Here is a 12,934-nt window from a genome sequence, read left to right on the forward strand (position 1 = left end):
TTTTATTATAAACGGGTTTTCTTCCTGATGACATAGAAAAACCCGATTAAGGGGCACTTTTAATTTAGTGTCCATTAATCGGGTTATAGTTCACCCTGGCGGGTATTTTTTATATACTTAAAAAATTGCTTATACCGCTGCTGCTTGATGCCTGGCTGCAGCGCCTAGAACCTCCCTTCCTAAGCTAATCCGTCCATGGAAGAAAAATTCTTTCCACGGCCCAGCTCGTCTTATGCTGTTCGGGTCTGAGCAAGGCACTTCCGCTTTTCTTTTGTCCAGCTGCAAGCTGAGGAACTATTCTAATTTAAAGGTTATAATAATTAGCATATCATTGTGCAGAACATTAGTAAGTGTAGAAAAGCACCGTTCTCCGCTTTTCGTGGTGTCCAGCTGCAAGCTGAGACCTTCGAGTCACAAGCCAATCAGTCCAATGGGAAGAAAGGCGCTTCCCACTGGCCTGCTCGTCTTGTGCTTTTCAGGTCTCTGCCTTTCTTCTAACTTGAAGGGTAAAATAATTCGCATATCATTCTGCAAAACATTAGTAAGAGTAGAAAGGCAACGCTTTCCGCTTTTCGTGGTGTCCAGCTGCAGCGCCTAGACCCTCGAGTCATAAGCCAATCAGTCCATGTAAGGGAAAACCGCTTTCCACGGCCAGCTCGTCTTATGCTTTTCGAGTCTGAGCAAGGCGCTTCCGCTTTTCGTGGTGTCCAGCTTCGAACTGACACCTTCGCTTGTAAGCCAATCGCCATCAAAAGGCGAGAGCGGCCTTTCGCTGCCGCTCGTCTTACGCCTTTCAGGTGTCTGCTTTTCATCTAATAATTTTGTTTAACTCGTTTAAGATTATCATGGTCTTAAATAAGCTTGTTCGAAAAGCACCGTTCTCCGCTTTTCGTGGTGTCCAGCTACAAGCTGAGACCTTCGAGTCACAAGCCAATCAATCCAATGGGAAGAAAGGCGCTTCCCACTGGCCTGCTCGTCTTGTGCATTTCAGGTCTCTGCCTTTCTTCTAATTTAAAGGGTATAATAATTCGCATATCATTCTGCAAAACATTAGTAAGAGTAGAAAGGCACCGCTTTCCGCTTTTCGTTTAATGCTATATGTTTGAGATATTGTGACCGGATTGATAAAATAAGTTTACACAACAGTTCTAAAGGAGCAACGGGAATGATAGAAGGCAATAAGACACCATACGAGGCTATTGGGAGAGAAAAATTACATGAACTTATTGATTTATTTTATTCAAAAGTCAGTGAACATCCAGATCTAAAGCCTATATTCCCGGCTGACATGTCCGAAACAGCCAGAAAACAAAAACAGTTTATGGGCCAATACCTGGGCGGCCCGCCGCTATATACAGCAGAGCATGGGCATCCTATGCTGAGAGCTCGGCATATGCCATTTGAAATCACACCCGGCAGAGCGGAAGCCTGGCTCCTATGTATGAGGGAAGCGATGGATGAAATAGGGCTAACTGGAGAAATCCGTGACTTTTTTTACCAGCGTCTTGTTCTTACAGCACAGCATATGGTTAATACACCTGATAACGATGCGAAAGGAGATAACAGTTGAACTCTCAAGAGCCCAATTTCAATGTTACCGACTGGATAAAATCCCAGCATTGTGAAGGCATCGGGAATAAACCAATAGAAATTTATATTTTTATTGATCCGCTCTGTGCTGATTGCTGGTCACTCGAACCCAGCCTGAAAAAACTGCAAATAGAATTCGGGGGATACATTAGCTTTAAGCGTGTACTCGGTGCTCGTCTTGCTGCATTAAACAAGGCCAAGAATCCTGTATATCGGGAAACAGCAGGAAGCCGCTTTGCCAAGACAGCTGAAGAAAACCCAGGATCTGAACAGCCTGTTTCCACTCCATATAATGCATCCATTGCTCTAAAAGCTGCAGAGCTTCAGGGCCGCAAAGCAGGCATACGTTTTTTGCGGAAACTGCAGGAAATGCTTTTCCTTGAAAAAATGAATGTATCGGATTTAGATATATTGTTTGAATGTGCCAAAGGTGCTCAATTAGATACACAGGAATTTATTAAAGACTTTACTTCATCCAGTGCGGCGAAGGCGTTTCAATGTGATTTAAAAATTACAAATGAAATGGAAGTTCAGGAACTCCCTACACTGGTTTTCTTTAATCAAAATATAGAAGAAGAAGGAATCAAAGTTTCCGGTTTTTATCCATATGAAGTATATAAACATATTTTGGAGGAAATGCTGGGTGGTCTTCCTGAAGCCGCTGCGCCGCCCTCTCTTGAATCCTTTTTGCGTATGTTTGGCCTGGCCTCCTCGTCAGAAATCTCCATGATCTATGATTTGTCCCATCAGGAAGTTGAAAAGGAGATGAAGAAACTCGTTTTGAAACAGTTTGTTCAAAAGATTCCAGCCAAGAAAGGTCCTTATTGGAAACTAATGGAGTGATCATTCTATATATATCAAAAAAAAGTCCTTGCAATTAAGCAAGGACTTTACTATTTATACGAACAAAGGGGTTGGGAGAAATTTTCACGGTTTCAAACAAAGGGGTATATGTTTGCTATGTGATTAACTTCACACTCATTATTTTATAGGAATTATTCTTTTTTTGCAAGAGTATGTGTGACATTTCACAAGTTTGTCATATATTTAGAATAATAATTTTCCCTTAATCATACGTTTTACTAAAGGACAAATTGTGAGGTGCAGAAGATGAAAATACTTATTTTTGCATTAATAGGATTTCTTTTGATTCTTTCATTTTTCTTTCTAATTCTAAGTTTTATGCGTCTATTTCCCTTTTATATTTCTTCCCCTTTACTTTTCTTTTCTTTGTTTTTAATTCTATCTATATTAAATGATAAAAAAAGGTTTAAAGGATTTTAACCCTTTCATTATACTGAAATAGGAAAAGGACAGAAAGCAGAGGCTTTCCGTCCTTTTTGATTTTAGATTTTTTATGCTTGCTTTTAGGATAATAAGCTTTCCATCTCGTTTAATTTTTCTTCAAATACCTTGCATGCCTGCTGGATAGGATCTGCTTTGGTCATGTCTACGCCTGCTTTTTTAAGTACTTCAATTGGATAATCAGAGCTTCCAGATTTAAGGAAATCAAGGTATTTATCGACTGCCGGCTGCCCCTCTTGAAGGATCGCATTGCTAAGAGCGGTTGCTGCACTAAAGCCAGTTGCATACTGGTATACATAGTAATTGTAATAGAAATGAGGGATCCTTGACCATTCTAATCCAATTTCTTCATCAATCGTAATGTTTTCTCCAAAATACTTTTTATTTAGTTCATAATATTCCTTAGTCAGCAATTCAGAAGTCAGTGCTTCACCTTCTTGAGCCTTTTGATGAATAAGATGTTCATATTCAGCAAACATAGTCTGACGGAAAACCGTTCCACGGAAGCCTTCGAGATAATGGTTTAGGAGATAGAGCCGCTTTTTCTCGTCATCAACCGTTTTCAGCATATAATTATTCAGTAAAGCTTCATTACATGTAGATGCTACTTCTGCAACGAAAATGGAATAATTGCCATATGGATAGGGCTGGGTCTTTCTAGTGTAGTAACTGTGAACAGAGTGTCCAAATTCATGGGCAAGTGTGAATAAGTTATTTACATTATCCTGCCAGTTCATAAGAATATATGGATTGGTACCGTATGCACCCGATGAATACGCACCGCTCCGTTTTCCTTTATTTTCATGAACATCTACCCAGCGGTTTTCAAAGCCTTCTTTTAAGATGCTGTTATATTCCTCGCCAAGCGGCGCAAGTCCCTCTAACACATACTTTTGAGCCTCTTCATAGGATACTTTCATTTTCACATCTTTAACAAGAGGTGTATATAAATCGTAAATATGAAGATCTTCTAAACCGAGTACGCGCTTACGTAAATCAACATACCGATGTAAAAGATGCAAATTGTCATTAACAGTATTTACAAGGTTATCGTAAACACTCTCTGGAATATTATTAGCACTTAGCGCAGCATGGCGTGCAGAATCATAATTTCTGATTTTAGCATTAAAGTTATCTTTTTTCACGGTTCCTGCCAAGGTGCTTGCAAACGTGTTTTTGAATTGTCCATAAGTGTTGTATACCGCTTTAAAGGCTTCTTCACGTACTCTTCGGTCCTCGCTCTCTAAAAAGCGAATATATCTTCCATGTGTAATTTCTACTTCTTCGCCCTCCTCATCCTTTATCACAGGAAATTGGAGATCTGCATTATTTAACATGCCGAAAGTGTTCTGAGAAGCAGACATCACTTCAGAAGCCTCTGCCAGCAGGGCTTCCTGTTCAGCGGAAAGAACATGCGGGCGCTGAAGGTTGATTTCTTCCAAAGCATGCTTATATAGCTGTAATTCATTGTTTTCATTGAGAAATTGTTCAATTCTGTTTTCATCGACACTCAGGATTTCAGGTACGACATAGGAAAATGCGCTTGCTGCCTGCGTATACAAGTTTTTAGCTCTGTCATCAAATCCTTGATAATATGCATTTGTTGTATCCTGGTCATATCGCATATGTGAATATGTATATAATTTACCAAGGCGTTTCATAATCTCATCCTGAAATTGAAGCGCCGCAAATAACTTATCTGCACTCTCTCCCAATGTACCTTTATATGCATCCGCCTTTTTGATTTCTTGCTTTAGCGATTTAAATTCATTTTCCCAGTCTGTATCTGTTGCAAAAATATCCTCTAGCTTCCATGTATCATTAACAGGTATATCATTTCTTGCTGGTAATGATTTTACTGCTGACTCCTGTGACATATATCGTTCCCTCCGTTTTCTTGTAAAAAAATCCATACCTTATCAGTATTCGCTTTTCCCTAAAAAAATCCTCTTTTAACCTTAAATTGATTTAATTCAATCATTAATTATTGTTCTCCGTTCAGCTTAGGTTCTGCATAATTCTCTTAATATAACAAAGTCTGTTTTTTCCAATGGACCTTTGACGCGATTGAGTTCCGGTTTTGGAAGGATTTTATATTCCCCGGAAATTAATTTAAGGAGCAGTCCCGCTTTTGCCAATAGATCCAGAAACGCTGTGATAGCAAGCATTGGAGCAGAATCAGACTTATTTAAAGGCAAGCTTCTTATGCGTATTTCTCCGCTCTTCAATCGTTTTCTGATGGCATTCTCTATTATATCAATATTAAATCTTTCATCCTCCTTAAGGTGGATTAAAACATCGAGATAAATATATGTCTGCCATTCAACAGACGGCGTTTCAAAGCAGTGTCCAAACGGAACCGGTATGCCAATAAAGGCAGGCAGCGTTGATGGGCTGAGCCCTTTCAGATATAGCTCCCTATGAACCCCAGTATGAATGGCCGCGTACCTATGGCTGAAAAACTGCCAGTTCCTTTTCTTTTGAATCCAGGAAAAAAGCTGGGAATCGGTGATATCATGCGGGAGGAATAGCTGATGGAAAGTCACAGAGCCAAGATGGAGTTTTTTAGTTTCTGCAAAAGAAACTTGAGCGGAAAAGGAGATAATGGACTGAAGCTTAAGAAACATAGCAGAGAGAGGGCAAAAAGTAAGAATGGATGGGTAGAAGGATTCATTAAAGGCAAAAAGCCACTCAAAGCTCGAAAGCTTGAAGGTTCCTGCTCTTTTTTGTTTAATAAGTTTGCTTCCTAGTATCCAAATAGGCTGTATACCTGCTTGTTGATAGGAAACCGTCCTTTTAATATAGAGAGCCTGTGGGATTATGGAGCATTGAAACTCAATCACATACCTTGTATCCTTTACTTCAAAATATAAGTCGGCTTTTTGGTTGATTTCCTTAATATAAGCTTCCATATTAACTTCATACCCCTGGTCCTTGAGCCATTTGTAAAGAATTAATTTCCCATTTAGATGATATTCTGATTCTGGTTCTGAATAGGATATACAGGCGTCCAATTTCTCATGTGCAAAATGCGGAATCCTCCTTTCCCCTGCTTTCAAGATCACTTTCTTGTGACAACAGGGACAAAAATACGGAGCTTTTTCTTTTATTTTTTTAACTTCTTCTTTTTTAAGCCTCCCTTCAATGGAGAAATAACTTCCGTCTTCCTTTTTAACTGTGAGCATGAGAAACCTCCTTTTACTATAAAAATTCGCCAGTGATCGAAAATCCCCTTTATTCTTTTTCTAATTCAAAAGCTCTATTAAACTTGCCTGTTGATTGCAGAAGGAAATGCGGAGAACGGTGCTTTTCCTCACAATACTCGTTTAAGAAAGCTAGGCTTATTGCTTAGCTTCTTTATTTCTTCGCGATCTATATGAAAAGCAGACTCCCGACAAGCATAAGGCGAGCAGGCTGTAGGAAGTGTTCTTCTTCCTATGGACTGATAGACTTATGACTCGAGGGAGGCAGTTCGCAGGCTGGACAACAGAAGGGTACCCGCTTTTTCGCGGGCAGTCCGGGAGCCCTCCTCTCACGTTTACGCCTGCGGGGTCTCCCTGACACAAACGCTCGCCAATCAGCAAGTCTTCTTTTATTAGGGGTCTGCTTTTCATTTTAGTCAGCTAGTTATTACACAAGGGCATCTCATAGCTATTTCAACCAATCGTTTCTGAAAAGCACCGTTCTCCGCATTTCTGTTTGTCAAAATCTACAATGAACTATAACTTGCCTTTCAAAAAAAATAACCTGCGTAAGCAGGTTATAATAAAGGTGATAATAAGCGGCACGTTGATTCCAATAACCGCAATCCCAGATGGCGCTTATTGAATGTATCTAAGTGAAGCTCTCTGGATTGTGTTAAATCCTGTATGAAATCCTGGACCAGCTTCTGTGTACTCCCAGTTTTATAAAGAAACGCATTGACTTCAAAGTTCAGATGAAAGCTCCTCATATCCATATTGGAAGTTCCAATAGAAGCAAATTCTTTATCAACGATAATAATTTTACTATGCATAAATCCTTCCTTATAAGCAAATACCCGGACCCCTGCTTCTAGAAGATCTGGGAAGTAGGACCTGGAAGCGTGATAAACAATCCATTTATCTGGATTCTGGGGTACGAGCAGCCTTACATCAATTCCACTTAGTGCTGCGACCTTTAAGGCTTGAAATATATCCTCGTCTGGAATGAAGTATGGAGAGGCAATCCAAACGGACTCCTCTGCAGAGGAAATCATGGAGAAGAAGACATTTTTGATGACACTCCATTCATTATCAGGGCCTCCGGCTATCATCTGAACTCCTCCATGCTTGTGCTCGATCGGCATAGCAGAAAGATATTCGTCAGTCAGAAAACTATGGTTAGTCATATAATACCAATCCTGCAGAAATATAAGCTGCAGCGAACGGACCGCTTCTCCCTTAACCATTAAATGGGTATCACGCCAGAAGCCAAAGTGCTCATCTCTGCCAAGATACTCATCCCCAATATTTAATCCGCCCACAAAACCAACACTGCCGTCTATCACAATGATCTTTCTGTGATTCCGGAAGTTAAATTTATTATTCAAAAAAGGGACTCTTACTGGACCAAAGGCTACAATCTCGATGCCTTCATTTCGCATATCTTTAATATAATGTTTAGGAAGAGTCCATGAGCCTACAGCATCATACATAAACCTTACTTTTACGCCTGCACGAGCTTTTGAAATTAAAAGGTCTTTAATTTCCCTGCCAATCTCATCATCTCGTACTATATAATATTCCATGTGGATATGATGATTCGCTTTTGCCAATTCTTCAAGAATCGTCGAGAAAGTTTCGTCTCCATTTGTCAAAACCTTTGTTGAGCTAGCAAACGATATTGGGCTGTTGCCAATTTTTTGTGCCAGACGAAACATTTTCTGCCTATGTTCTCCCATGCTGCTAATCCGTTCCTCGCTTATATCTCTTTCTCCTTCAATCTTTAAAAAAGCCTGCTTATCCAAAAAGAATTTTTTGCGATACATTTTTTCTTTTTTATAGTTTCTCCCGAATAACAAATAAAAGAAAAAGCCGAGCAAAGGAAAAGCACCGAAAACCACAAGCCAGGTCAGTGTATGAACAGGCTGTCTATTTTCAAGAAATATAACAAATCCAATAATAATCAAGGAAAGCGTAAGAACCAAACTAAAGTAGCTTACAAATTTCCCGCCGCCTATATAATCATTTAAAAAATACCAGATAACAAAAAGTCCTGAAAGAAAAATACCGATACGTACCGTATTCCTCACGTGTCTCACCTACAGTTCCAGAGTCATAAAAGTTCTTACACATATATACCCTAATTTCGTTTATAAAAATCCATCTTATATTAAAGACCAATTAAACCCAATGTAAAATCCAAAAAAAAAGCCCGATTTCTTACAATAGAAATCGGCCTCTTACTTGGAAAAATACCTATTTACTGTTTCGAAGACATCATGGTCAATAACAGTTTTTCCATATTCTTCAAGACGATGGACAGTCACATTTGATTCACTGCCATATTCCAAAAGAATACTAAGAATATTGTCAATTTCCTCTTCATCATCTTCTTCTTCAAGAAATTCAACATATAGGTAATATCTATTCTCTAGAGCAAATAATTTTGTCTTGACTCCTTCAAGACCGGTACTTTTGCTGAGGGAAATAACATCCTCAAAATCCTTGAATACCATTACAAATTCAAGAATTCCATCCTCATAGCTGCTGGCAGCAGCACCATCAGTTTTGGATTGAAAATGTTCTTCTAACAAATCCTCTATCTTGTCATCGACAGCAAGGTCTTTTAGCTTTTCTTCTGATAAAGGCAATTCGAGCCTCTGCCCATCTTTGGAAAGCTGGGCTTTTGTAACTAATACTTCAAGGCCTTTATCCAATGCCTGTACCTGGATCCAGAGTGGACCTTCAGCCATAAATTCTTCTTCTTGATGAACTTCATCCATCATTTCCCAAAACAATTCTTCACTTCGCTCACGATTGTACCAGATTTCTTCGCGGTCAAAGCCTCTTTCCTCTATATCAATATAAGATATATAAAACTTAACGGTATTTTCGTTAATTCGCTCGATTTCCATGATTCCCTCTCCCTTCTGTTTCAGTTATGGAAGGGACATTACCCCCAAGCATACACATAGAAGTTCTACCGTGCACTACACTTGCTTTTCCAAATGGCAATCCTACAGAACATAATAAATATTCTGTTGACTTTATTTTATGACAAAATTCTATAGAAGGGAAACAAAAAACAAAGAATTAGAAAAAACAATTGTTCGCCTAATATTCCCTTTTTCCTGCTTATATAAACTTTGACCATCCATTCATTATTGTGGACAGGAATCATCCATTTCTTTCATATATTTTTGAATGGAAATAATCAACTTATCAGATTTCTTTATGATAAAGGGTTTTCCTTAATTAAAGGATTATCACCCATTCTGAATAAAAAAGCTACTTGTCCTTATTTTATCACATATAGGCATATATAAAAAAATTTCCGGCTTAGCAAGCCGGAAAAGGAACTAGAATATATAATTTAGTTAACCATGCGCTGTGCTTCGCGAAGATGGAAAGTACGCACTTTCCTTGGAAGGAAGCGGCGGATTTCATCTTCGTTATACCCAACTTGTAACCTTTTTTCATCTAAAATAATGGGTCTTCTTAAAAGACCAGGATTGTCTTTAATTAATTTATAAAGCTCTGGCAGAGGAAGAGATTCAACATTTACATTCAATTTCTGGAATGTCTTAGATCTTGTAGAAATAATTTCGTCCGTGCCATCTTCAGTCATACGAAGAATCTCTTTTATTTCGTCGATGGATAAAGGTTCTGAAAAAATATTTCTTTCTGTATATGAAATATCGTTTTCTTCAAGCCACGCTTTAGCTTTTCTGCAGGATGTACAGCTTGGTGAGGTATACAAAGTTACCATTTATTTTCACACTCCCTGAATATAGAATCGATGATCTATGCTGGGATAACTAGATTGCCTTCCAATAATGCCTTTTTAGAATTACTTTAAATAAGTAATATCTATTGTTATTATACACTAAAATGTAATAAAAGAGGGGTTATTTTTTTAAAATATGAAAAATGTAATGCAATCGTTATCTCCCGCCACACACCTGAATGAACCAATACTCCAAAATTAGGTCATACCGCCTTTACTTTTTACATTAATTAGAAAATTCATCTAAAATGAATAAAAAGGAAACCATTCTCCCCTTCTATATAACTAAGTTTGATTAGGTATAAATTCATATTCGTATATATATACCCGGCTTTTGCTGAAATTAAACCCTTTTCATTCTCAGTTTCTTTTTTATTCCCTATGTTTTCATCACTAAATGTATTCCTCTTGAATAAAAAAAGATTTGTCTTTCAAACGAGCCGTTTTTTTAATAAAATATGATTAGAGAACGTCTATATCGGAGGTAGTTAATGGTCGGATATGTTATAGATTTATCAATAGTAGCTATCCTTGTAATTGGTATAACTGCTTTAATTGGTGTGTTGACGAATGGAATAGGGGTAACCTTCTTTGGAGGTAAAAAAAGAACAGAGTTTACTGATAAGTCGGCTGGCATCCAATCTGGCTGGAAATTAGTAGGCGGTAAAAAGAAATAACTTAAAGGATAGAGGGGGTTCCTCTATCCTTTTTTTGTATGACTCAAATTGATGTGAGCTAAGGAAGCTAGCTGCAAGCAGGTTTTTCCTCTCTTTCATTTTTTTACCTCCTCGTGCAAAATCACCTTTTTCATATAGATATTATCCCTTGCATAAAAAAAAGCAGGCTATGCAGCAAAAACTCGGACAATATAATAAATCTCGCCTGATAATCCGCCTAGGTTCGGTAATGTTGATCAACCTTTGGTAAGGTAAAAACTGAATCTTTGTAATTTTCAAATCTTTTGTGATACTCTAGATTAAATAAATAGATTCATGGGTATAAAATGTAAACAATAAAAAAAAAACGGCCCTGTCATGGACCGTTTCATTTTTATTTAGAATAAATAGACTTGTATTGCTTGTATTCCTTTTCAGAGCAATAGACAAAATGTCCAGGTGTGATTTCACGCATTTCTAGTTCTTCGCCTTCAGAGTAATTATGGACATTTGGATTATATACAATTCTCTTTCTCGTTCTTTCACTCTCAGGATCTGGAAGCGGAATAGCAGAAAGAAGAGACTGTGTATAAGGGTGAATTGGATTTTTGTATAGCTCCTCACTTGAAGCAAGCTCTACAAGCTTTCCGTAATACATAACACCAATTCTATCACTGATATATTTAACCATAGAAAGGTCATGGGCAATGAACAAGTATGTCAGACCTTTTTCTCTTTGAAGCTTTTTCATTAAATTTACAACCTGGGCCTGGATTGATACATCCAAAGCAGAAATAGGCTCGTCAGCTATGATAAAGTCAGGATCAACAGCAAGGGCTCTTGCTATTCCAATACGCTGTCGCTGTCCTCCAGAAAATTCATGGGGATAACGGTTTGCATGTTCCTGGTTTAACCCTACCGTGCTCAGCAGCTCATAAACTTTATCCATTCTTTCTTTTCTCGTATTTGCTAAACCATGGATATCAATGCCTTCTGCGATTATATCTCCGACAGTCATACGAGGGTTTAATGATGCATATGGATCCTGGAATATCATTTGCATCTTACGATTAAATTTCTTTAAATCGGAACGAGATTTTTTTCCGTGTACATTTTCACCTTCAAAAAGAACTTCTCCATCTGTTGCATTATATAGGCGGATGATTGATCTTCCAGTTGTGGATTTTCCACAGCCAGACTCCCCTACAAGCCCTAATGTCTCGCCTTTATAGATATCAAAAGAAATACCATCTACAGCTTTGACCTGGTTTGGTTTCCCTATGTTAAAATGCTGCTTTAAATTTTTAATTTCAAGAAGTTTTTCTGCCATGTCAGCGAACTACCTCCTCTGCCAATCTTGGTTTTGCAAAATTGGAAGACATTGTGCGGCGTTTGTCTATAACTGCTTTAGGAGGCTCTACCGCCGGAGCATTTTCATGAAGCAGCCATGTTTTTGCAAAGTGTGTATCTGAGATTTGGAACATTGGCGGCTCATGCTCAAAATCTATCTCAAGAGCATATGCACTCCTTGGAGCAAATGCGTCCCCTTTAGGCGGATGCATTAAATCAGGAGGAGTACCTGGAATCGCAGCAAGTTCTGTTTGTATGCTTGTATCTAAGGAAGGCATAGATGCAAGCAAGCCCCATGTATATGGATGTCTCGGGTCATAGAATATTTCATCTACAGTACCCATCTCAACTATCTGGCCGCCGTACATAACAGCTACCCGGTCCGCAACGTTGGCAACAACACCAAGGTCATGGGTAATGAAGATAATGCTTGTATCTATTTTATTTTGCAGGTCCTTCATAAGCTCTAGAATTTGAGCCTGGATTGTAACATCAAGTGCCGTTGTTGGTTCATCGGCAATAAGGACTTTAGGATTACACGAAAGAGCAACCGCTACAACCACACGCTGTCTCATCCCGCCTGAAAATTGGTGCGGGTACTGATTGATACGAACTTCCGGCTGTGGGATCCCAACTAATCTTAATAGCTCTAATGCTCGTTCTCTTGCAGCACTTTTGCTTAAATTTTGATGTTTGATCAAGCTTTCCATGATTTGAGTACCAATCTTCATTGTTGGATTCAAGGAAGTCATTGGATCCTGGAAGATCATCGCGATTTCCTTTCCCCGGACTCTTTGCATCTCTTTTTCTGAAAGTTTGGCTAGATCTCTTCCATCAAAGAGGATTTCTCCTTTAGAAATCCGTCCCGGCGGATTAGGAATAAGTCTCATTAACGCTTTTGATGTGACTGATTTTCCAGAGCCGGACTCACCTACGATTGCTAATGTTTCTCCCTTTTTTAAGTCAAAACTGACACCGCGTACAGCCTTAACGATTCCTCCGTACGTATCGAAGGAGACATGCAGATCTTTTACTTCTAAAACTTTATCCATAATTCTTCTCCT

The 12,934-nt window shown here is 38.6% G+C and carries 10 protein-coding genes; 3 read left to right on the forward strand and 7 right to left on the reverse strand.

What is annotated here, in order from left to right:
• The first annotated feature begins 1,165 nt into the window (after window positions 1-1,165).
• Together JOC77_RS16290 and JOC77_RS16295 are read left to right on the forward strand one after the other, a co-directional pair.
• Window positions 1,166-1,570, forward strand: a complete 405-nt coding sequence (locus JOC77_RS16290; RefSeq protein WP_204545245.1) for a globin domain-containing protein — start codon at window positions 1,166-1,168, stop codon at window positions 1,568-1,570.
• Window positions 1,567-2,433, forward strand: coding sequence for a ClpXP adapter SpxH family protein (locus tag JOC77_RS16295; RefSeq protein WP_204545247.1), 867 nt, complete (start codon window positions 1,567-1,569; stop codon window positions 2,431-2,433). Before JOC77_RS16290 ends, JOC77_RS16295 begins: the two co-directional genes overlap by 4 nt.
• Window positions 2,434-2,957: 524 nt before the next feature.
• Here the strand turns inward: JOC77_RS16295 and pepF are convergent.
• From pepF to spxA, 5 genes are all read right to left on the reverse strand, one after another.
• A complete protein-coding gene (pepF, locus tag JOC77_RS16300) occupies window positions 2,958-4,772 on the reverse strand; it encodes an oligoendopeptidase F (RefSeq protein ID WP_204545265.1) in 1,815 nt (604 codons plus the stop codon).
• 126 nt (window positions 4,773-4,898) lie between these two features.
• Window positions 4,899-6,080, reverse strand: a complete 1,182-nt coding sequence (locus JOC77_RS16305; RefSeq protein WP_204545267.1) for a competence protein CoiA — start codon at window positions 6,078-6,080, stop codon at window positions 4,899-4,901.
• 575 nt (window positions 6,081-6,655) lie between these two features.
• The gene (gene cls / locus JOC77_RS16310) at window positions 6,656-8,167 is read right to left on the reverse strand and encodes a cardiolipin synthase (protein WP_204545280.1); all 1,512 of its coding nucleotides are present in this window, start codon (window positions 8,165-8,167) and stop codon (window positions 6,656-6,658) included.
• Window positions 8,168-8,317: 150 nt separating this feature from the next.
• Window positions 8,318-8,992 (reverse strand): adaptor protein MecA, encoded by a 675-nt coding sequence (gene mecA, locus JOC77_RS16315; protein WP_204545282.1) that lies wholly within the window; start codon window positions 8,990-8,992, stop codon window positions 8,318-8,320.
• Between the two features lie 458 nt (window positions 8,993-9,450).
• Window positions 9,451-9,846, reverse strand: coding sequence for a transcriptional regulator SpxA (gene spxA, locus JOC77_RS16320; protein WP_101641127.1), 396 nt, complete (start codon window positions 9,844-9,846; stop codon window positions 9,451-9,453).
• Between the two features lie 509 nt (window positions 9,847-10,355).
• Here spxA and JOC77_RS16325 point away from each other — a divergent pair.
• Window positions 10,356-10,541, forward strand: coding sequence for a hypothetical protein (locus JOC77_RS16325; RefSeq protein WP_204545284.1), 186 nt, complete (start codon window positions 10,356-10,358; stop codon window positions 10,539-10,541).
• 373 nt (window positions 10,542-10,914) lie between these two features.
• Here JOC77_RS16325 and JOC77_RS16330 read toward each other — a convergent pair whose 3' ends face one another.
• Both JOC77_RS16330 and JOC77_RS16335 read right to left on the reverse strand, forming a co-directional pair.
• On the reverse strand, window positions 10,915-11,850 hold the full coding sequence (locus JOC77_RS16330; protein WP_204545296.1) for an ABC transporter ATP-binding protein: 936 nt from the start codon (window positions 11,848-11,850) through the stop codon (window positions 10,915-10,917).
• Window position 11,851: 1 nt separating this feature from the next.
• Window positions 11,852-12,922 (reverse strand): ABC transporter ATP-binding protein, encoded by a 1,071-nt coding sequence (locus JOC77_RS16335; RefSeq protein WP_204545298.1) that lies wholly within the window; start codon window positions 12,920-12,922, stop codon window positions 11,852-11,854.
• Window positions 12,923-12,934: the final 12 nt, after the last annotated feature.

Source organism: Peribacillus deserti (assembly GCF_016909175.1).
GTDB classification, from domain to species: Bacteria; Bacillota; Bacilli; order Bacillales; family DSM-1321; genus Paraperibacillus; species Paraperibacillus deserti.

What these genes read in the sequence shown, in the direction of transcription:
- pepF (WP_204545265.1), bottom strand. Translation starts at nt 4,772, where the DNA reads ATGTCACAGGAGTCAGCAGTAAAATCATTACCAGCAAGAAATGATATA.
- JOC77_RS16290 (WP_204545245.1), top strand. Translation starts at nt 1,166, where the DNA reads ATGATAGAAGGCAATAAGACACCATACGAGGCTATTGGGAGAGAAAAA.
- JOC77_RS16335 (WP_204545298.1), bottom strand. Translation starts at nt 12,922, where the DNA reads ATGGATAAAGTTTTAGAAGTAAAAGATCTGCATGTCTCCTTCGATACG.
- mecA (WP_204545282.1), bottom strand. Translation starts at nt 8,992, where the DNA reads ATGGAAATCGAGCGAATTAACGAAAATACCGTTAAGTTTTATATATCT.
- JOC77_RS16325 (WP_204545284.1), top strand. Translation starts at nt 10,356, where the DNA reads ATGGTCGGATATGTTATAGATTTATCAATAGTAGCTATCCTTGTAATT.
- JOC77_RS16305 (WP_204545267.1), bottom strand. Translation starts at nt 6,080, where the DNA reads ATGCTCACAGTTAAAAAGGAAGACGGAAGTTATTTCTCCATTGAAGGG.
- JOC77_RS16330 (WP_204545296.1), bottom strand. Translation starts at nt 11,850, where the DNA reads ATGGCAGAAAAACTTCTTGAAATTAAAAATTTAAAGCAGCATTTTAAC.
- spxA (WP_101641127.1), bottom strand. Translation starts at nt 9,846, where the DNA reads ATGGTAACTTTGTATACCTCACCAAGCTGTACATCCTGCAGAAAAGCT.